Genomic DNA, 19,403 nt, shown 5'->3' on the forward strand with positions numbered 1-19,403 from the left:
GCACGCGGCGTACCGCGTCAGTGGAAATCCGGATAGTCCTTGCGCATGGCTTTCTCGAAGTCGCGGACTTCGGTTTCAGCGCGGTCGCGCGCCCAGCCATAGCGTTCCTGCAGTCGGCCTGCCAGGTACTCGGCATTGCCCTCGGCCACCTTGAAATCGTCGTCGGTCAGGTCGCCCCACTTGGCCTGCGCCTTGCCCTTGAGCTGCGTCCACTTGCCGGAAATGATGTCTTTGTTCATGGGTTGGCATCCTTGTTTGCAACGGCGTCGTCGCCGCACGCACAGAATGCGCAGGCGCGCGTTCGGTGGCGGTCAAGCAGCGATGAAACGGATGCTCACGAGCTTGAATGGTTCACTACCGGGGATACGTCAACCGTCAGTCCCGGGCCCGACGCACAACAAAAAAGGCCGGGAAATCCCGGCCTTTTTCTGGGTGTCCGATCCGGGGATCAGTTGCCCTTGGCAGCGTCTTCCACCGTCTCGCCTGCCTTCTGTACATCCTTGCCGGCGCCGGCAACGGTGTTGCAGCCGGCCAGCATCGCCACCGAGAACATCGACAACAGCATCAGTGCAATAACACGCTTCATGGGGTTCTCCTGTTTGATCAACTTCAACACCGGTATCCGGTCCACCTGTCAGACGAGCGATGCTCCTCTTCCCGATCGCGGGGCGGGGGTCGAATCGACACTGCCGCCGCGTGAAGTGCAATCTGGCGGCAGTGGCGTGCAGCGAATGTGAACGCGCCCCGCCAGCATTCAGCCACGCGCCGGAAAGGCGCGCCGCCGCAGGATCAATCGCGCATCAGCGTCGATTTGCCGAACAGGCTTTCCACCAGGTCCACCGCCAGCTCTGCGGTGGTGTTGCGGTTGTCCAGCAGCGGATTGAGCTCCACGATGTCCAGCGAGCCCATGCGCCCGGTGTCGGCGATCATTTCCATCACCAGCTGCGCTTCGCGGTAGTTCACGCCGCCCGGCACGGTGGTGCCCACGCCCGGTGCGATGCTCGGGTCGAGGAAGTCCACGTCGAAGCTGACGTGCAGGTGGGTGGTGTCGTCGATCCCCTGCAGCGCCGCTTCCATCGTGCGTTTCATGCCGGCCTCGTCGATGTAGCGCATGTCGTACACATCCACCTGGTGCTGCTTGATCAGGCGCTTCTCGTCCTGGTCCACCGAGCGGATGCCGATCTGATGCACCTGCTGCGGCCGGATCGCCGGGGCGTCGCCGCCGAGCCGGGTCAGCGCATCCGGGCCCAGCCCGCACAGGCAGGCCACCGGCATGCCGTGCACGTTGCCCGACGGCGTGACGTCGCTGGTATTGAAATCCGAGTGCGCATCCAGCCACAGCACGCGCAGGGTCTTGCCCTGTTCGCGGCACCAGCGCGCCACCGCCGTGATCGACCCGATGCCCAGGCAATGGTCGCCGCCGAGCATGATCGGCATGCGGCCGGCCTGCAGTTCGGCGTAGGTGGCGTCCATCAGCGCACGGTTCCACGCCACCACTTCATCCAGGTGGCGGTAGCCGTGCACCGGCGCGGTCCACGGGTTGCGCGGGCCATCCAGGTTGCCGATGTCGCGCACATCCACGCCGCGCGCGGCCAGGGCATCGCCAAGGCCGGCAATACGCAGCGCGTCCGGGCCCAGCCCTGCGCCACGATGGCCTGCTCCGATGTCGGTGGGAACGCCGATCAGGGAAACGGGGGGATACATCGCCATCGCTGCTGCTCCAGTGCAAAGAAGCACAGTCTAGCCAGCACGGCGGCGCGCGACTCGCGGCGCTGCAGCAGTTGAACATGGGGAGCATCAGACGATCGTGGCAGGCACCGGACGATCGGTAGCCACCGACCGTTGGTCGGTGGTGCCGGCACCCGGATTCGAACTGGGGACCTACCGCTTACAAGGCGGTTGCTCTACCAACTGAGCTATGCCGGCATCGGCACGGCGAACGGCGCTGCCGTCGCGGAGCGTGGATTCTAGCGCACCCGCGCGCAGTCCAGCGAGCGTTGCTGCGCCGCGCCGCTGCGCTGGCGCACCGTGGCGGCGTCGGCCGGGGTGGCCAGGGTCGCATCCACCCACCACTGCGCGCTGCCATCGCCGCCACTGGGCACCAGGCGGGCGTTGAAGCCGGCCGCGCTGAGGGCGGCCATGCGCCGTTCGGCCCCTTCGCGGTTGCGGTACTGGCCCAGGGCGATGGCGTTGGCCTCCTCGCCCTGGCCGATGATGTAGTAATCGCTCAGGCCTGCCGCGACGATGCGCTTGACCGTGGCCTGGGCCTCCTCACGGCTGGCCGCCGATGGCAGCAGCACCCGGTAGCGCGTGGCGCCGGCATCGGCGACCTCGCGCAGGCGCGCGCCACGCAGCCCGGCGCCAGCCTTGGCCTGCGCGGCCTGCGCGCTGGCGCGGTCGGCGAACGGTCCCAGGCTGACGCACTGGGCCGGCCCGGCGGCAGCCGGCGGCGCAACGGCAACCGGCGCAGGCGTCGCAACCGCAGGGGCCGCTGGCGTGGGCGCCGGCTTCGGCGCCTCCGGCGCGGCCACGGGGGCAGGTGCGGGGGCCGGGGTGACATCGGCCAATGCGGGCGCCGCTGCGGCGGTGGCAGGCGCAGGCGCGACCGCATTGCCGGGCAGCAGCTGAAGCTGCGCCACGCCGGCAGGTGCCGCAGGCGGTGCAGCCGCGGGTTCGCCGCGCAGCATCCACCACAGCGCGACACCCAGATTGAGGATGACCAGGACGAGAATCAGGGCACGGGTAAGCATGCAGGGATTCTAGGGCCAAGCGCGGGAATTGCGCGCGGCCTGGCCTGGCTCAGCGTGGCGCGTGGTGCACGGCCCAGCGGGCCAGACCATCAAGCACCAACGCCGGCTGGAACTGCGCATCGCCGAGCAGCGGCATCAACGCCGGTGCGCCGCCACCATGCACCAGCAGCGCGGGCAGCCGGCCGAGCAGCGCGGCCGCCTCGGTGCGGCTGCGCTCGATCAGCGCCACGGCCGCACCATCGCAGCCGGAGGCGAGCGCGTCGGCGGTATCGGTGGCGAACGCATGGTACGCGCCCCCGCTGGCGGGCAACTGCACCGCGCGCGCATGCAACGCCTCGCGCATCGTGGTCGGCGACGCCGCGATACGGCCGCCGTGGTGCAGGCCATCGGCGTCGAGCAGGTCGATGGTCAACGCGGTACCTACCCCGGCAACCACCACCGCCTCGCCACGCTCGGCCACGGCCAGCAGTGCCAGGAAGCGGTCCACGCCGAATTTTGTCGGATCGGCATACGCAACGCGCACGCCGGCGCACTGCGCCTCGGTACGCACGACCCGCACCTGGCCGAAGCGTGCCTGCAGCACCTCGAGCATGCTGCGGGTCAACGCGGGCGCGGCAACGCTGGCCACATAGGCAACGTCGCCCTGCGGCAGCGCCTGCAGCGCATCGTCGGGCATCGCCTCGGCGCCATGCGGCCAGGCCTGTACATCACCGGCACGCACGCCCTGCAGCGGTGCGAATTTGAAACGCGAATTGCCCAGGTCGAACAACCAGTCGCTCATTGCGCCCTCACGCTGACTTCGCCGGCATGGAACACGCGCTCGCCCTGTGCGGTGCGCACCCGCAGCGCGCCATCGTCGGCCAGCCCCAAGGCGTGGCCATCGATCCACTGGCCGCCCTCCTCGACCCGCACCGCGCGCCCGGCCAATCCATCCAGCGCGGCATAGCGCGGCAGGAACGGGGCCAGACCATCGGCATCGAACGCCTCCAGCGCCGGCAGCAGCGACGCCAGGATCGCCGCGACCAGCGCGTTGCGCTCCACGCCCTGCGCGCCGGCCAGGGTGGCCAGGTCGGTCCACGGCTGGGTGATCTGCGCCGCGTAGTCGGCCGGCATGCGCACGTTGACGCCCAGCCCGATCACCGCCCGTGCCGGGCCGGCGAATTCACCGCCGCCTTCCACCAGCAGGCCGCCGAGCTTGTGGCCGTTCACGACCAGATCGTTCGGCCACTTCAGCGTCACCTCGCCGATGCCCTGCGCACGCAGCGCTTCGGCAACGGCCACGCCGGCCACCAGGCTCAGGCCGCCCAGCCGCGACAGGCCGCCGGCGAAGCCGCGCAGCACCGACAGGTACACATGCGCGGCCAAAGGTGAGGCCCACTCACGGCCACGCCGGCCGCGACCGCCGGTCTGGCGCTCGGCCAGCAGCACGGCTGTCCCGCGCTGCGGCGCGCTGCAGCGCAGCAATTCGGTGTTGGTGGAGCCCACGCTCCAGGCAATGTCCAGGGAGGCCAGCAGTGGCAGGACCGCCGCCGGCAGCGCCGCACGGAGGGTGTCCGCGTCGAGCAGATCCAGCGGCTGCTGCAACTGGTAACCGTCCCCGGCGCGCCCCTCAATCGCAATGCCGGCCGACCTAAGTCCTTGAATCCGCTTCCAAATGGCGGCGCGCGTCTGCCCCAGCTCACGCGCCAGGGCGTCTCCGGACAGGCGCCCGGCACCCAGTTTGGCCAGCAGTTGGCGGTCGTCCACGGCAGGTTCCATCAGATTACTGGACAAAATTATGCGGGAAAGCCGCCGCCAGCGCCTGCCGGGGCCTTCCAATACCGGCGCTGAATCGGGCTAGAATCGGGAACTGACCTGTTCCCCCGTTCTGGATATTGACGATGCGCCCGTTCGCCCATTGCCTGATCCTGCTGATGGCCCCCTTGGCCGCGCACGCTTCCGAAGCGATCGCCGGCCAGGTGCGGGGTGGCTGCGTCTATTCCGCCAGCGATGCCGAACGCGCCCCGCCGTCCACGCCGACCACCAGCAGCGCACCGGCGGCGGTCAAGCCCAGCGCCAGTGGCACCGGCAGCACCGGTGGGGGTGGCGATGACGACGTGCTGCCGCGCCTGCGCGCACCGAAGTGGCACAGCTTCCTGCCGGGCATGTTCCGCTGATCGAACGTATGTGGGGTTGGCTGCGGCGCACGCCGCGCGAGATCGATGCGTCCCTGTGGCAGCAGAGCTGCCATCGCGGCCCGTGGCTGCGCGGGCTGGACCCGGCACGCCGCGAGCGCCTGCGCATGCTCAGCGCGCGCTTTCTGCACGAGAAGACCATCAGCCCGGTCGCCGGCCTGCAGCTGGATGAAGGCGACGGCGTGCTGCTGGCCGCGCTGTGCTGCCTGCCGCTGCTGGAACTGGGCGAGGTCGGGTTGCGCGGGTGGTCGCAGCTGATCGTGTACCCGGACGCGTTCCGCGTGCAGCGCAGCCATGTCGATGCGGCCGGCGTACTGCACGAATGGGATGACGAACTGATCGGCGAATCCTGGGACAGCGGTCCGCTGATCCTGTCGTGGGCCGACATCCAGGCCGATATCGCCGACCCGCACGCCGGCTACTGCGTGGCGGTGCATGAAATGGCGCACAAGATCGATGCGCTGGATGGCGCGATCGACGGCACGCCGCCGCTGCCGCGCGAGTGGCAGAAACAGTGGGCCGCCGACTTCCAGCGTGCCTACGACGGCTTCTGCGAGCAGGTGGACCGGGGCCGGCATACGGCGATCGACCCCTATGCGTCGGAGGCGCCCGAAGAGTTCTTCGCGGTGGCCACCGAGTACCACTTCTCCGCACCGGCGCTGCTTGAAAAGGACATGCCGGCGGTGGCCGCGCATCTGCGGCGCTTCTACGGTGCGCCGCCGGCGATGTGACTGCGTACCGCCGCCTCAGGGGCCGGGCGGCAGCTTCACTTCGAACCGTGCGCCACCCAGTTCCGGCGACCGCATGACCTGCAGTTCGCCGCGATAGTCCTTGATCAGGTCCTGCACGATCGACAGACCGATACCGTGTCCCTGCACGCGCTCATCGCCGCGCACGCCGCGCTGGAGCACCTTGGCGATGTCCTCCGGGGCAATACCCGGGCCGTCGTCGTCCACCGACAGCACCAGGCCGGCGCGACGGGCACCCGGCGCCGGCAGCGGGTGGGCGCTGAGCAGCACGCGCCGCTTGGCCCACTTGAATGCATTCTCCAGCAGGTTGCCGAGCAGCTCCTGCAGGTCGCCGGGTTCGCCGTGGAAACGCGCGGCCGCATCGATGTCGAACTCGCACAGCACGCCCTTGGCGGCGTAGACCTTCTCCAGCCCACGCACGATTTCCTCGGCGTTGGACTCGATCGGCAACGGCGCGGAGAACAGCTTGTGGCCCGACGAGGCCGCACGTGCCAGCTGGTAGGACACCAGGTTGTTCATGCGTCGCAGCTGGACGTCGAACTCCTCGCGCAGGTCCTGGTCCTGGGCACCGCTGTCCAGCTGCGTGCGCAGCACCGCCAGCGGCGTTTTCAGGCTGTGCGCGAGGTCGGCCAGGGTGTTGCGCTGGCGCTCCAGGTTCTCGCGCTCGCTCTCGATGAAGGCATTGATGCTGTCGGTCAGCGGCTCCAGCTCGCGCGGGTGGCGCTCGCTCATGCGTTCGGTCTCGCCGCGCTGCACCTTGGTCAGCTCGGTGATCACGCGCCGCATCGGGCGCAGGCTCCACTGCAGAATCACGGTCTGCAGCAGCAGCAGGATCAAGCCCGCGCCACCGAGGTAGAACCACACCCGCCCGCGGAACACGCGCAGCTGCGCACCGAGCGCACGCGAGTCTTCCATCACGTAGATGGTGTAGGGGAATTCGGTGGCCGGGTCGGCGTCGGCATCCCACACCAGGCCCATGCCATAGCGGTACACCGAGCCTTCGCTGCCGTCGATCTGGATCATCGGCAACGGGCCCTCGAACACTTCCTGGCGCGGTGCCAGCAGGCCGCCGCCCACGGTGGGCAGCATCGGCCCTTCGGCCGACATCGAATTGCCTTTGCCGTCGGGCATGACCACCTGCAGGTACAGGCCGCTGCCGGGCACGTCGAAGCGGGGATCCGGCGGCTGCTCGCGGATGTACAGCGAGCGGTCGCGGGTGAAATCAATGCCGGCCGCGTACGCGGTGGCGTAGTTTTTCAACCGTTCGCGCAGGTTGGCGCGCGCGGTGTCGGCGAAGGCCGCATCCAGCGAGTAGCCGGCGGTCGCCAGGAAGGCGACCAGGCCCACGGACGCCGCCAGCATCTGGCGCGCCTGCAGTGAGCGCGGCCGCCAGCGTTTGAAGAACCACAGACGGCCGGACATCATGCAATCGCCAGAGTGTCGACTCAGCCCTCGTTGCGCGGAATCGCGAAACGATACCCGCGGCCACGCACGGTTTCGATCGGCTTGAGCTCACCGTCGGCATCGAGCTTCTTGCGCAGGCGGCCGATGAACACTTCCAGCACGTTCGAGTCGCGATCGAAATCCTGCTGGTAGATGTGCTCGGTGAGGTCGGCCTTGGAGACCAGTTCACCGGCATGCATCATCAGGTATTCGAGCACCTTGTACTCGTAGCTGGTGAGGTCCACGTTGCTGCCGCCGACGCTGACCGTCTGCGCGGCCAGATCAAGCGCGACCGGGCCGCATTCGAGCGTGGGCTTGCTCCAGCCAGCGGCGCGGCGCAGCAGCGCGTTGACGCGGGCCAGCAGCTCTTCGACATGGAACGGCTTGACCAGGTAATCGTCGGCGCCCTGCTTGAGGCCCTCGACCTTGTCCTGCCAGCTCGAGCGCGCGGTCAGGATGAGCACGGGGAATTTCTTGCCCTCGTCGCGCAGCGCCTTGATCAGTTCCATGCCCGACATCTTGGGCAGGCCCAGATCGATGATGCCGACATCGAACGGCACTTCGCGGCCCATGTACAGACCTTCCTCACCGTCCTGCGCAGCATCGACGGCAAAGCCTTCGCGCTTGAGCCGGGCTGCCAGGGTTTCCCGCAGCGGGGCTTCGTCTTCGACCAGAAGGATACGCATGAACTCTCCCTAGTGTCCTGGGTATGGCCGGGGGCCAGTGGGTAATGCAGATGACTGCGGACAACTATCCCTGTTCAGGGGTTATCGCCGCGTAGTGATGACATATCCGAGCGCGGCGTGCGGGGCTGTGAACGCGCCGGCGCCGGATCGTCCATGTAGCGGACCCGCCCGCGGTCGTCCATGTACTTGACCCGGTTGATGTCGCGCCCGTCGAACGGAACGCGCTCGGCGCCGAGGATGTGGCCCCCGGTGGTGCGCTGCACCCGACGCACCGCATCGGACAGCGAGCGCTCCTGCGCCCCGCCACGCGCGGCCCGCGCCATGTCGCCACGGGCGGCCTCCGGCGGCGGGATGTCCTGCGCCAGGACCGTGCCGGTGGAGGCAGCAGCACCCATCGCCAGGAGGGCGAGGACGGCAAGACGGCGATGGCGGGTCACGGAGTACATCGGTCTGATCCTAGCGGACGGCGGCAAAACGTTCAAAAGTTGTAAATCCGGAACCGCCCGGCGTGCCGGCGATTTACGAATCTTTTGCAAATTCTTGGTTTTACGCGGTGAATCCGGTCTGAACTTTTCCGGCGGGGCCGCCAGTTCGTTCATCTAGGTGAACATTGGCGACAAAGCGTGCGCCTTGTCAAGCCAGGACTGCGGCGCAGCTCACGCTGCGACGCGCTCCGCCTGCGCCCGGGTCACGGCCAGCGCCTGCTCGATCAGGCTCCAGTCGGCGCCTGCGCGGTGGGCGCCCTCGCTGAGGATCTGGCGGAACGCGCGGCCGCCCGGCTGGCCGTGGAACAGGCCGAGCAGGTGGCGGGTGATGTGCTTGAGCGCCAGACCATCGGCCAACCGCGCCTCGATGTACGGCCGCATGGCGCGCAGCAGGGCCTCGCGGGACTGCAGCGGCGCGCCGGTCTGCGCGGCCTCCAGCCGGTGCAGCACGTAGGGGTCGTGGTAGGCCGCGCGGCCCAGCATCACCCCGTCCAGCGCGGGCAGCTGCGCCTGTGCGGCCTCGACCGTGGCCAGACCGCCGTTGAGGACGATGGCCAGCTGCGGGCGCTCGACCTTCAGGCGGTGCGCCCAGTCGTAACGCAGCGGCGGCACTTCGCGGTTTTCCTTCGGCGACAGGCCCTTCAGCCAGGCGTTGCGGGCGTGCACGATGAACATCGCACTGCCCGCGTTGACCGACTGATCGACGAAGTTGCGGAAGATTTCGTAGTCGTTGTCTTCATCGACGCCGAGCCGGCACTTCACCGTGACCGGGATGTCGACCGCCGCGACCATCGCCGCCACGCACTCCGCCACCAGGGTCGGTTCGCGCATCAGGCAGGCACCGAAGCGCCCGGCCTGGACCCGGTCGGACGGGCAGCCACAGTTGAGGTTGACCTCGTCATAGCCCCAGTCCTGGGCGATCCGCGCGGCCTGTGCGAGCAGGGCCGGATCGCTGCCGCCGAGCTGCAGGGCCAGCGGATGCTCGCTGCCATCGAAGCCCAGCAGGCGCTCGCGGTCGCCGTGGATCACCGCATTGGCGTGCACCATCTCGGTGTACAGCCGCGCGCCCGGGGCCAGCAACCGGTGGAAATACCGGCAATGACGGTCCGTCCAGTCCATCATCGGGGCGACGGACAGGCGCAGGGAGGCGGTGTAACGCGCCGCGGCGTCGGAGGCAGGCTGGGTCATGGGGCGGGCAGGCATCGGCATCTGCTGGCAATGCCAGCGCAATCAACAGTTTACCCGCTTGCCATGAACGCTGCCCGAGGGCACCCGCGGGCGCTGTCCTTGGCGGCGGTGGCGGCCATCGCGATTCACGGCTGCAATCGGAACAGCGCACAATTGCGCCCTGTCTTTCTGCAAGGCCTGCAATGCGCAGCCCCCTCCTGTCCGGCTTCGACCCTGCCACCGAACAAGGCGTGCTGCGCCTGTCCATCGCCGCATCGCTGGCGATGGCCGCCGCGGCGGTGGTGTTCGGGTTCCTGGCCAACTCCTCGCTGATCATCTTCGACGGCATTTACGGGCTGATCGACGTGGTGATGACCTGGCTGTCGCTGCTGGTGGTGCGGCTGATCAGCCTGTCGACCAACGTCGATACGCTGCAGTCACGCCTCAACCAGCGTTTCACGATGGGGTTCTGGCACCTGGAGCCGATCGTCCTCGGCGTCAGCGGCACGCTGATGATCGGCGCGGCGCTGTACGCGGCGGTCAACGCAGTGGACGCGTTGATGTCGGGGGGGCGCGCGATCGCGCTGGTCCCGGCGATCCTGTTCGCGGTGCTGTCGATCATTGCCGAGATCGGGCTGGCCCTGTTCGTGCGCCGCGCCAACCGCAGCATCGGCTCGGAGTTCATCGCGCTGGACGGCAAGAACTGGGTGGTGTCGGCCAGCATGTCGGCCGCCTATCTGGTCGCCTTCATCGGCGGCTGGCTGCTGGGCGATACGCGCTGGGCATGGCTGGTGCCCTACATCGATCCGGCGATCCTGCTGGTGGTGTGCCTGTTCGTCATGGTCGCCCCGCTCGGCACGGTGCGGCAGGCGCTGTCGGACATCCTGCTGATCACGCCGGTGGACCTGCAGGCGCACGTGGACGAGGTGGCGCGCGCCATCGTCGCCAGGCACGGCTTCCTCGAGTACCGCAGCTACGTGGCCAAGGTCGGGCGTGGCGAGCAGATCGAACTGTTCTTCGTGGTGCGCGCTGACGATCCGCCGCGCGCCCTGCTGGAGTGGGACCGCCTGCGCGATGAGATCGGCGAGGCGCTGGGCGAGGAATCGCCCGACCGTTGGCTGACGATCATGTTCACCACCGACCGGGAGTGGGCGATCTGAAGGGTCAGGGCGCGCGTGCTGCCGCGCCCGCCAGCTTCCACTGCCGCGGCGACTGCCCGGTCTGCGCCTTGAACGCGCGCGACAGCGCCGCTTCGCTGCCGTACCCCACATCGATGGCGATGCGCTTGAGCGGTTGCCCCCTGCGCAGCGCCTGCTGCACCAGCCGCGTGCGCCAGCCCTGCAGGTACTGGCCCGGCGTGCTGCCGATGGTGTCGCGGAAGCTGTCGGCGAAGGCGCTGCGCGACATGCCGGCACGCTGGGCCAGCGATTCCAGCGTCCACTCGTCGGCCGGCGCTTCGTGCATGGCCACCAGCGCATGGCGCAGGCGCGGGTGGGCCATGCCGGCGAGCAGGCCGACGCGCAGCTGGCCGCTTTCCATCAGCGCGCGCAGGATCTGGATCAGCACCACGTCGAACAGGCGGTCGAGCAGCGCCTGGCGGCCGCAGCGCTGGGCGAAGGCTTCCTCGAACAGCAGCGACAGCACCGGATGCCCGCCGTGCAGCGCATCCAGCGGCAGGCAGATCACCGGCGGCAGCGCGGCCGCGACCGGATTGTTGCCGGCGCCTTCGAACTGCAGGTGGGCGCAGGCGAACTCGGCACCGCGCCGCGCATCGGTGATGAATCGGTGGGCCAGCGGGCGCGGGTACAGCAGCACGCTGGGCTGGTCGATCTGCAGCACGCTGCCATCGTCATGTTCCACCCGTACCGTACCGTCACGGATGAGGTGCAGCTGGCCGCGCTCGCCATCGGCGGGCAGGTGGTTGATGCCGCACAGCGCACCGGCATGGAAGACCTCGGCGGTGACCGCGAAGCGACCGAGCAGGGATTGCAGGCGATCGACCATTTTGGACTCCAGATCAAGTTTGCTGGACTAAATGCTGCCACACGTACAGCCCAGTGGCGCACAGTACGTCTCACCTACCCGCTCCATCCCTTGACGCCACAGGAGACTCCCATGTCCATCGATACCGTTCTGTACACCGCCACCGCCACCGCTACCGGCGGCCGCGAAGGCCACGCCACCTCGTCCGACAACGTGCTGGACGTGCAGCTCTCCACCCCGCGCGAGCTGGGCGGCGCGGGCGGTCCGGGCACCAACCCGGAACAGCTGTTCGCCGCCGGCTACTCGGCCTGCTTCCTGGGCGCGCTGAAGTACGTGGCCGGCCAGGCCAAGGTTGCGCTGCCGGCAGAGACCGCCATCACCGGCAAGGTGGGCATCGGCCAGATTCCGACCGGCTTCGGCATTGAAGTCGCGCTGGAGATCTCGGTGCCGGGCCTGCCGCGCGAGCAGGTGGAGGAACTGGTGCAGAAGGCGCACATCGTGTGCCCGTACTCCAACGCCACCCGCGGCAACATCGATGTGACGCTGACGGTTGCCTGAGCAGAGGGGTGCCGACCCACGGTTGGTACCCACTGCAGCGGCAAAAAAAATGGGCGGCTGCCTGGCTCGATAGCTTGGCAACCGCCCATCCCACCGCGGTGGATCCCCAGGGCGCTGCCCGGGGATGCGTCTGATGCTGGTTGTGCCGGCCAGCGGCCGGTACGACCGGATGCTGTTGTTGCCGGCCAGCGGCCGGCACTACCGGGGCTACCGGGGCGGTGGATGGCCACCGGTGGTGCTGTTACTTTTCGTTGGCGATCAGCTGCACGACGCTGCTGAAATCCAGCTTGCCGCGACCGGCCTGGTGGTTCATCGAGTACAGGTTGCGGGCCAGTTCGCCGAGCGGAATCGAGGCGCCGACGCTCATCGCCGCTTCCACGGCCAGGCCCATGTCCTTGAGCATCAAGTCGCTGCCGAAGCCGCCGCTGTAGCCGCGCGAGGCCGGCGCATTGTCCAGCACGCCCGGCCACGGGTTGCACACTTCGGTGGCCCAGCTGCGGCCGGTGCTGACCGCCATCATCTGCGAGAGCACCTTCGGGTCCAGGCCGTGGGCCACGCCCAGTGCGATGGATTCGCCGGTGACGGCCATGATCACGCCCAGCGCCATGTTGTTGCACAGCTTGGCGACCTGGCCGGCGCCACTGGCGCCCACATGGAAGATGTTCTTGCCCATTGCCTGCAGGATCGGGCGGGCGCGCTCGAGCGCCTCGGCTTCGCCACCGACGATGAAGGTCAGGGTGCCGGCCTGCGCACCGGCGGTGCCGCCGGACACCGGCGCATCGAGCATCTGCAGGCCGCGTGCGGCGGCCGCTTCGGCAACCTTGCGTGCGGTGGCCGGGGCAATGGTGCTGCAGTCGATCAGCAGCGCGCCGCCGGGGATGTCGGCCAGCAGGCCATCGTCGCCCAGGTACACGCCTTCGACGTGACGGCTGGCCGGCAGCATCGAGATCACGATCTCGGCGTCGGTCAGGGTGTCCAGCGCGGAATGCGCGGCGGTGGCACCGGCATCGACAGCGGCCTGCACGGCGGCGGGCACCAGGTCGAACACGCGCACGGCGTGGCCAGCCTTGGCCAGGTTGGCGGCCATCGGGCCACCCATGTTGCCCAGCCCAATGAATGCAATACGGCTCATGCGAGGCTCCTTTCAGGGACGGTGGCACCGAGGTCGGCCAGCGGGTGCGCGGCGTCGGACCAGGGCGAAACGAAGAAGGTGTGGGCCCACGCCGCGGTGGCCTCGGCCAGGGTGGCCGGCTGCCAGTGCGGGGTGCGGTCCTTGTCGATCAGCAGCGCGCGGATGCCTTCGGCGAAGTCGCCGTGGGCGGCACTGTGCAGCGCGGCGATGTACTCCAGGCGGTAGACGTCGGCCAGCGACGCGCCGGCGGTGCGGCGCTGCAGTTCGAAGGCCAGCCGCGCCGAACCGGGTGCCCCGGCGGCGAGTGTGGCCTGGGCGGTCTGCAACCAGGCATCGTCGGTGTCCAGCGCGATGATGGCATCCACGATGGTGGCCAGATCGTCGCCCGCGCACAGCGCGTCGAGGGCGGCGGCATGGCGCAGCAGCGGGCCGGTGGCCGCGTCGCTGGCATGCTGCTGCAACAGGGTGCCGAGCTGCTCGTGGTTGCGCTTGGCATCCGCGCTCCAGTGCACGTCGGCCAGTGCGGCAAACACCGTCTCGCGCTGCGCTTCCGGCACGTGGATGTCGGCCAGGCCGGCATAGATCGCATCGCCGGCATTGAGCGGCGCGCCGGTGAGGGCCAGGAACAGGCCGCCGTTGCCGGGCACGCGCGGCAGCAGCCAGCTGCCGCCCACGTCGGGGAACAGGCCAACGGTGATTTCCGGGAACGCCAGTTTCGAGCGCTCGCTGACCACACGGTGGCTGGCACCGGACATCAGGCCGATGCCACCGCCCATCACGATGCCGTGGCCCCAGCACAGGATCGGCTTGGAATAGGTGTGGATGGCGTAGTCGACGCGGTACTCGACGTCGAAGAATTCGGCGGCATACGTGTTGTCGCGGATGTCGCTGCGGCCGGCCTGGCGGTACTCCACCATGCTGCGGTACAGGCTGTGCAGGTCGCCGCCGGCGCAGAAAGCCTTCTCGCCCGCGCCCTGCAGCACCACCAGGGCGATGCCGTCATCGTCGGCCCAGGCCTGCAGACGCTCGCCCAGCAGGTGCGCCATCGGCAGCGAGAAGCCGTTGAGCGTGCGCGCGGCGTTGAGCGTGGCGATGCCGATGCGCATGCCGTTGGCGGCGGTGCGTTCCTCGAACAGCACCGGTGCGTCATCGCTGGCGGCGACGGTGCTCATGCGTTCTTCCACTGCGCGCTGCGCTTCTCCAGGAAGGCGCTGACGCCCTCGACCTGGTCGGCGCTGTCGAACAGGTCGACGAAGGCTTCGCGTTCGGCCACCAGGGCGGCGGCATGGGTGCCGGTGCGGGTGGCCTGCACCAGCGTCTTGCAGGCGGCAATGCTGGTCGGGCTCTGCTTGCCGGCCTTGTGCGCCCATTCCAGTGCCAGTGCGAGGCCTTCGCCCTTGGCGACCTTCTCTTCGGCCAGGCCGATGCGCACGGCAGTGTCGGCATCGATGCGTTCGCCGAGCAGGATCATCCGCTTGGCCCAGCCTTCGCCCACCAGGCGCGGCAGGTTCTGGGTGCCGCCGGCGCACGGCAGCAGGCCGACGGTGGCCTCCGGCAGCGCCACCTGGGCATGCGCTTCGATGATGCGCAGGTCGCAGGCCAGCGCGCATTCCAGGCCACCGCCCATCGCATAGCCGTTGATGGCCGCGATGGAGACGCCACGGAAACCGGACAGCGCTTCGAAGGCTTCGCCGAAGCGGCGTGCCGCCTCGCGCGCGGCGCCCTTGTCGCCGGAGGCGAACTGCTTGAGATCGGCACCGGCGGAGAAGAACTTCTCGCCACCACCGGTGATCACCAGTGCGTAGATGCCCTTGTCGGCATTGAGCGCACCGACCAGGTCGCGCAGGGCGGACAGGCTGTGCACGGTCCAGGTATGGGCCGGCGGGTTGTCCAGCGTCACCACCGCGACGTGGCCATCGGCCTGGACCTTCAGGCCGGTGTGTTCGTGCGTGCGCCAATCCATCATCGCAGTTCCTCTTCGGTGTTGAGCAGGTGGCGGGCCACGATCACACGCATGATCTCGTTGGTGCCCTCCAGGATCTGGTGCACGCGGCAATCGCGCAGCAGCCGTTCGATCGGGTATTCGCGGATGTAGCCGTAACCGCCGTGGATCTGCAGCGCGTCGTTGCAGACGTTGAAGCCGGCATCGGTGGCGAAGCGCTTGGCCATCGCGCACCACACGTTGGCATCGCTGGCACCGGCGTCGAGCTTGCGGGCGGCGGTGTGCACCATCTGCCGCGCGGCCACCAGCTGGGTGGCCATGTCGGCCAGCTTGAACTGCAGCGCCTGGAAGTCGGCCAGCGCCTTGCCGAACTGCCGGCGCTCGCCCATGTAGCGGCGCGCGGCATCCAGCGCGCCCTGCGCGGCACCCAGCGAACAGGCGGCGATGTTGATGCGGCCGCCGTCCAGGCCCTTCATCGCCAGCTTGAAGCCGCCACCTTCCTCTCCCAGAAGGTGGCTGACCGGCACGCGGACGTTCTCGAAGGTGATGCCGCGGGTGGGCTGGCTGTTCCAGCCCATCTTCTCTTCCTTGCGGCCGTAGCTGATGCCCGGCAGGTCGGCCGGCACCGCAATCGCGCTGATCCCGCCCGCACCGGCACCGCCGGTCCGCGCCATCACCACCAGCAGTTCGGTCGCGCCGGCACCGGAAATGAAGGCCTTTGAACCGTTCAGCACGTAGTACTCGCCTTCACGCACGGCACTGGTCTTCAGCGACGCCGCATCCGACCCGGCACCCGGCTCGGTCAGGCAGTACGACGCCAGCTTGGTGCCCGAGGACAGATCGGTGCCCCAGGCCGCACGCAGCGTGTCGGTGCCCCAGGTGGAGACCATCCACGAGGCCATGTTGTGGATGCTGATATAGGCCGCGGTGGACGGGTCCACGTTGGCGAGCTCCTCGATGACGACGGCGGCGTCCAGACGGCTCAAGCCGCTGCCGCCGACCTCGGGGTCCATGTACAGGCCACAGAACCCGAGTTCCCCTGCCTTGGCGATCGCCTCGCGCGGAAAGATGCCCTCCGCATCCCATCGCGCGGCGTGCGGCGCCAGTTCGGCCTGGGCGAAGTCACGCGCAGCCTCTCTATAGGCCTGCTGCGCTTCGTCGAGTTCCGTCGTCATCGAGTGGCTCATGGTCGAACTCCGTTGTTTCTTATTTCAGGCTGATCGTGGTGTTGACGCCGTGGCCGAGCGTCTCGTCATCGAACCAGCGCGAGGTGATGGTCTTGGTCTGGGTGTAGAACATGACCACCTGCTTGCCGTACGGGCCCAGGTCGCCGAGTTTGGAGGCGCGCGAACCGGTGAAGGAGAACAGCGGCACCGGCACCGGAATCGGCACGTTGATGCCGACCTGGCCGACGTCGATGTCTTCCTGGAACTTGCGTGCGGCGGCGCCGGACTGGGTGAACAGCGCGGTGCCGTTGCCGTTCGGATTGGCGTTGATCAGGTCGATGGCGTCTTCCAGCGTGTCCGCTTCGAGGATCACCAGCACCGGCCCGAAGATTTCCTCGTCGTAGATGCGCATGCCCGGGGTGACGCCATCGAAGATGGTCGGGCCGACGAAGTTGCCCTTCTCGAAGCCGTCCACCTGCGGGTTGCGGCCATCCAGCACCAGCTTGGCGCCCTGCTCCACGCCCGAGGCGATCAGGCTTTCCACGCGCTCGCGGGCGGCGCAGGAGATGACCGGGCCGACATCGGTGCCGGCCACGCTGCCGGCGCTGACCTTCAGCGTCTTTGCCTTGGCCACCAGGTCCGGCACCCACTCGCGCGCTTCACCGACCAGCACCAGGGTGGACGCGGCCATGCAACGCTGGCCCGCAGCACCGAAGGCGGCGCCGACCATCGCGTTGAGGCTCTGCTCCTTGTTGGCGTCCGGCAGCACCACGGCGTGGTTCTTGGCGCCCATCATGCACTGCACGCGCTTGCCGGCCAGCGAGGCCCGGTTGTACACGTGGGTGCCGACACGGGTGGAGCCGACGAACGACACCGCCTTGATGTCCGGGTGGTCGCAGATCGCGTTGACCACGTCTTCGCCGCCGTGCACGACGTTGAGCACGCCCTTGGGAATGCCCGCTTCCAGCGCCAGTTCGACCAGGCGCATGGTGACCATCGGGTCCTGTTCGGACGGCTTGAGGATGAAGGTGTTGCCGGTGGCGATGGCCATCGGGAACATCCACAGCGGGATCATCGCCGGGAAGTTGAACGGGGTGATGCCGGCGCACACGCCGAGCGGCTGCAGCAGGGTGTAGGTGTCCACGCCGTTGGCGACGTTGTTGGCCAGCTCGCCGAGCTGCAGGTTGCCGATCGCCGCCGCGTGCTCCACCACTTCCAGGCCGCGGAACACATCGCCTTCGGCGTCCGGCACGGTCTTGCCCTGCTCGGCGGACAGGATGTGGGCCAGCTCGCTCATGTTCTCGCGGATCAGCTGCTGGTACTTCAGGAAGATGCGCGCACGGGTGCCGATCGGGGTCTTGCGCCAGGTCTTGAAGGCTTCCTTGGCGGAGGCGACGGCGGCGTCCACTTCACCGGGGGTCGCGAACGGCACCTGGGCCAGGACGTCCTGGGTGGCCGGATTGACCACGTTCTGCCAGTGCGGGCTGGCCGATTCGATGAACTGGCCATCGATCAACATACGGATGCGGGGCGCTGCAACAGTCATGGACAATCCCGGGGGTCGATAAGTTGTTGGCATTATTCACAGGGCCAACCTCGATTTCCGGGCTGTATGCGCTTAATCTGGCCAATGCCCGCTACGATTTTTGTGAATTCTGTGAATAGCCAGCCTCCCCAACGCCAGATCGGCCTGCGCCTGCTGAAGCTGCGCGAACAGCGCGGCTACAGCCAGATCGACCTGGCCCGGGCGCTGGGGCTCTCGGCCAGCTACCTGAACCAGATCGAGCGCAACAAGCGACCGCTGACCCCGGCCGTGCAGCAGAAGCTGCGGGCGGTACTCGGCGATGTCAGCGAGCTGTTCGACGTCGATGAGCCCGGCGCGCTGCAGGACGCCCTCGGCGAAACCCTGCGCGACCTCGGCCTGGACGATGTGAGCAGCACCGAGCTGCGTGCGATGGCCGGCAACCTGCCGCAGATCAGCCGCGCCCTGCTCGACCTGCACCGGCGCCACCTGGTGCTGCGCGAGCATGCCGCCGCGCTGGAGTTCCAGCTGGGCGACGTGCATGCCGGCCAGGCGCTGCCCGCCGGCGACCAGGTGCGGGACTTCTTCAACCGCATGCACAACCACATTCCCGAACTGGACGACCTGGCCGAGCAGCTGTTCGGCGAATGGGGGCTGGTTGCGGGCCACGTGGCGCCGCGCCTGCGCCAGCTGCTGGCCGACCGCCACGGGGTGCTGGTGGAAGTGGCGCCGCTGCAGGCGGGGCGCGAGAAGCGCGTGTATGACGGCGGCAGCCGCACGTTGTGGTTGCCCGACTACCTGGAGCCGGGCCAGCAGGCGTTCCAGATGGCGGCCGAACTGGCCCTGCTGGGATACGCGGCGCAGATCGATGCGGTGATCGCGCGTGCGGGCTTCCGCGAGCCGGAGCAGATCGCGCAGGCGCGGATCGGCATGTCCAACTACTTCGCCGGTGCGCTGGTGATGCCGTATGCGCAGTTCCTGCGCGCGGCCGAACTCAGTGCCTACGACATCGATGCACTGGCCCACCGCTTCGGAGTGGGCTTCGAAGCGGTCTGCCACCGCCTGAGCACGCTGGCGCGGCGCAGTGCGCCCGGGCTGCCGTTCTTCTTCATCCGCGTGGACCGCGCAGGCAATGTCTCCAAACGGCATTCCGCCACCGACTTCCACTTCTCGCAGGTGGGCGGCTCGTGCCCGCTGTGGATCGTCTACGAGGCCTTCAACCAGCCCGGCCGCGTGCTCACCCAGACCGCGCGCATGCCCGATGGCCGCCGACACTTCTGGCTGGCGCGCCAGGTGAGCAGCGGCCCGGTCGGGCACGGGCAGCCGCGCAAGACGTTCGCCGTGGCGTTGGGCTGCGACCTGCAGCATGCCGAGCGGTTGATCTACTCGCGCGGGCTGGACATCCAGAGCCCGGGCAATTCGGTGTCGATCGGCCCCGGCTGCCGGGTCTGCCCGCGCGAGGACTGCATGCAGCGCGCGTTCGCGCAGTTGCCGGGGCGCTGAGGCGGGAGGTGCGACGCCTGAGCCGGCGGTCGTGCCGGACGATCCCTGGCCCGGTAGTGCCGGCCGCTGGCCGGCTCCGCATGATGCTTTGGCCCTGTAGTGCCGGCCGCTGGCCGGCTCCGCATGATCCTGACATGGCGAGG

At 68.7% G+C, this 19,403-nt stretch carries 21 protein-coding genes and 1 tRNA gene; 5 read left to right on the top strand and 17 right to left on the bottom strand.

The annotated features are described in order from the left end of the window. Nucleotides 1-17 precede the first annotated feature (17 nt). The 7 genes from ACO6VK_RS13405 to birA form a co-directional block, all read right to left on the bottom strand. On the bottom strand, nucleotides 18-239 hold the full coding sequence (locus ACO6VK_RS13405; protein ID WP_282294988.1) for a CsbD family protein: 222 nt from the start codon (nucleotides 237-239) through the stop codon (nucleotides 18-20). Nucleotides 240-448: 209 nt separating this feature from the next. Continuing rightward, entirely contained in the window at nucleotides 449-586 is a 138-nt protein-coding gene (locus ACO6VK_RS13410; protein ID WP_026070664.1) for an entericidin A/B family lipoprotein, read from the bottom strand. A 203-nt stretch (nucleotides 587-789) separates the two neighbouring features. Next, nucleotides 790-1,710, bottom strand: a complete 921-nt coding sequence (gene rocF / locus ACO6VK_RS13415) for an arginase (RefSeq protein ID WP_422507886.1) — start codon at nucleotides 1,708-1,710, stop codon at nucleotides 790-792. Between the two features lie 140 nt (nucleotides 1,711-1,850). Then, nucleotides 1,851-1,926 (bottom strand) — tRNA-Thr (locus ACO6VK_RS13420). 41 nt (nucleotides 1,927-1,967) lie between these two features. Beyond that, nucleotides 1,968-2,750 (bottom strand): SPOR domain-containing protein, encoded by a 783-nt coding sequence (locus ACO6VK_RS13425; protein ID WP_422507888.1) that lies wholly within the window; start codon nucleotides 2,748-2,750, stop codon nucleotides 1,968-1,970. Nucleotides 2,751-2,799: 49 nt separating this feature from the next. Then, the gene (locus tag ACO6VK_RS13430; protein WP_422507890.1) at nucleotides 2,800-3,531 is read right to left on the bottom strand and encodes a type III pantothenate kinase; all 732 of its coding nucleotides are present in this window, start codon (nucleotides 3,529-3,531) and stop codon (nucleotides 2,800-2,802) included. Then, nucleotides 3,528-4,508: a bifunctional biotin--[acetyl-CoA-carboxylase] ligase/biotin operon repressor BirA gene (birA, locus tag ACO6VK_RS13435; RefSeq protein ID WP_422507892.1), complete on the bottom strand. Its 981-nt coding sequence runs from the start codon at nucleotides 4,506-4,508 to the stop codon at nucleotides 3,528-3,530. Before birA ends, ACO6VK_RS13430 begins: the two co-directional genes overlap by 4 nt. A gap of 122 nt (nucleotides 4,509-4,630) precedes the next feature. On the opposite strand from birA, the gene ACO6VK_RS13440 reads away from it, so the two are divergent. Next, nucleotides 4,631-4,906: a hypothetical protein gene (locus tag ACO6VK_RS13440; protein ID WP_422507894.1), complete on the top strand. Its 276-nt coding sequence runs from the start codon at nucleotides 4,631-4,633 to the stop codon at nucleotides 4,904-4,906. Beyond that, the gene (locus ACO6VK_RS13445) at nucleotides 4,873-5,655 is read left to right on the top strand and encodes a zinc-dependent peptidase (RefSeq protein WP_422507896.1); all 783 of its coding nucleotides are present in this window, start codon (nucleotides 4,873-4,875) and stop codon (nucleotides 5,653-5,655) included. Before ACO6VK_RS13440 ends, ACO6VK_RS13445 begins: the two co-directional genes overlap by 34 nt. A gap of 15 nt (nucleotides 5,656-5,670) precedes the next feature. Here ACO6VK_RS13445 and ACO6VK_RS13450 read toward each other — a convergent pair whose 3' ends face one another. The 4 genes from ACO6VK_RS13450 to dusA form a co-directional block, all read right to left on the bottom strand. Then, nucleotides 5,671-7,095, bottom strand: a complete 1,425-nt coding sequence (locus tag ACO6VK_RS13450) for a sensor histidine kinase (protein ID WP_422507918.1) — start codon at nucleotides 7,093-7,095, stop codon at nucleotides 5,671-5,673. A 23-nt stretch (nucleotides 7,096-7,118) separates the two neighbouring features. Then, nucleotides 7,119-7,802, bottom strand: a complete 684-nt coding sequence (locus ACO6VK_RS13455; protein WP_017355070.1) for a response regulator transcription factor — start codon at nucleotides 7,800-7,802, stop codon at nucleotides 7,119-7,121. A gap of 74 nt (nucleotides 7,803-7,876) precedes the next feature. After that, nucleotides 7,877-8,248: a hypothetical protein gene (locus ACO6VK_RS13460; protein ID WP_422507920.1), complete on the bottom strand. Its 372-nt coding sequence runs from the start codon at nucleotides 8,246-8,248 to the stop codon at nucleotides 7,877-7,879. Nucleotides 8,249-8,458: 210 nt separating this feature from the next. Beyond that, a complete protein-coding gene (gene dusA, locus ACO6VK_RS13465; RefSeq protein ID WP_422507898.1) occupies nucleotides 8,459-9,490 on the bottom strand; it encodes a tRNA dihydrouridine(20/20a) synthase DusA in 1,032 nt (343 codons plus the stop codon). 167 nt (nucleotides 9,491-9,657) lie between these two features. On the opposite strand from dusA, the gene ACO6VK_RS13470 reads away from it, so the two are divergent. Beyond that, entirely contained in the window at nucleotides 9,658-10,614 is a 957-nt protein-coding gene (locus ACO6VK_RS13470; RefSeq protein WP_422507900.1) for a cation diffusion facilitator family transporter, read from the top strand. A 4-nt stretch (nucleotides 10,615-10,618) separates the two neighbouring features. Here the strand turns inward: ACO6VK_RS13470 and ACO6VK_RS13475 are convergent, their stop codons facing one another. Further along, a complete protein-coding gene (locus tag ACO6VK_RS13475) occupies nucleotides 10,619-11,458 on the bottom strand; it encodes a cupin domain-containing protein (protein ID WP_422507902.1) in 840 nt (279 codons plus the stop codon). Nucleotides 11,459-11,569: 111 nt separating this feature from the next. On the opposite strand from ACO6VK_RS13475, the gene ACO6VK_RS13480 reads away from it, so the two are divergent. Beyond that, nucleotides 11,570-11,995: an organic hydroperoxide resistance protein gene (locus ACO6VK_RS13480; protein ID WP_422507904.1), complete on the top strand. Its 426-nt coding sequence runs from the start codon at nucleotides 11,570-11,572 to the stop codon at nucleotides 11,993-11,995. Between the two features lie 241 nt (nucleotides 11,996-12,236). Here ACO6VK_RS13480 and mmsB read toward each other — a convergent pair whose 3' ends face one another. The 5 genes from mmsB to ACO6VK_RS13505 are packed head-to-tail and all read right to left on the bottom strand — an operon-like array spanning nucleotide 12,237 to nucleotide 17,781. Continuing rightward, nucleotides 12,237-13,127, bottom strand: coding sequence for a 3-hydroxyisobutyrate dehydrogenase (gene mmsB / locus ACO6VK_RS13485; protein WP_422507906.1), 891 nt, complete (start codon nucleotides 13,125-13,127; stop codon nucleotides 12,237-12,239). Then, nucleotides 13,124-14,299, bottom strand: coding sequence for an enoyl-CoA hydratase/isomerase family protein (locus ACO6VK_RS13490; protein ID WP_422507908.1), 1,176 nt, complete (start codon nucleotides 14,297-14,299; stop codon nucleotides 13,124-13,126). The genes mmsB and ACO6VK_RS13490 overlap by 4 nt, the downstream gene beginning before the upstream one ends. Next, complete coding sequence (locus tag ACO6VK_RS13495; RefSeq protein WP_422507910.1) at nucleotides 14,296-15,093, bottom strand: enoyl-CoA hydratase; 798 nt, start codon at nucleotides 15,091-15,093, stop codon at nucleotides 14,296-14,298. The genes ACO6VK_RS13490 and ACO6VK_RS13495 overlap by 4 nt, the downstream gene beginning before the upstream one ends. Beyond that, nucleotides 15,090-16,256, bottom strand: coding sequence for an acyl-CoA dehydrogenase family protein (locus ACO6VK_RS13500; protein ID WP_422507912.1), 1,167 nt, complete (start codon nucleotides 16,254-16,256; stop codon nucleotides 15,090-15,092). The genes ACO6VK_RS13495 and ACO6VK_RS13500 overlap by 4 nt, the downstream gene beginning before the upstream one ends. A gap of 19 nt (nucleotides 16,257-16,275) precedes the next feature. Beyond that, on the bottom strand, nucleotides 16,276-17,781 hold the full coding sequence (locus ACO6VK_RS13505; protein WP_422507914.1) for a CoA-acylating methylmalonate-semialdehyde dehydrogenase: 1,506 nt from the start codon (nucleotides 17,779-17,781) through the stop codon (nucleotides 16,276-16,278). A 111-nt stretch (nucleotides 17,782-17,892) separates the two neighbouring features. Here ACO6VK_RS13505 and ACO6VK_RS13510 point away from each other — a divergent pair, with 111 nt between their 5' ends. Next, nucleotides 17,893-19,260, top strand: coding sequence for a helix-turn-helix domain-containing protein (locus tag ACO6VK_RS13510; protein WP_422507922.1), 1,368 nt, complete (start codon nucleotides 17,893-17,895; stop codon nucleotides 19,258-19,260). Nucleotides 19,261-19,403: the final 143 nt, after the last annotated feature.

Source organism: Stenotrophomonas sp. GZD-301, assembly GCF_049310345.1.
Taxonomy (GTDB): Bacteria; Pseudomonadota; Gammaproteobacteria; order Xanthomonadales; family Xanthomonadaceae; genus Stenotrophomonas.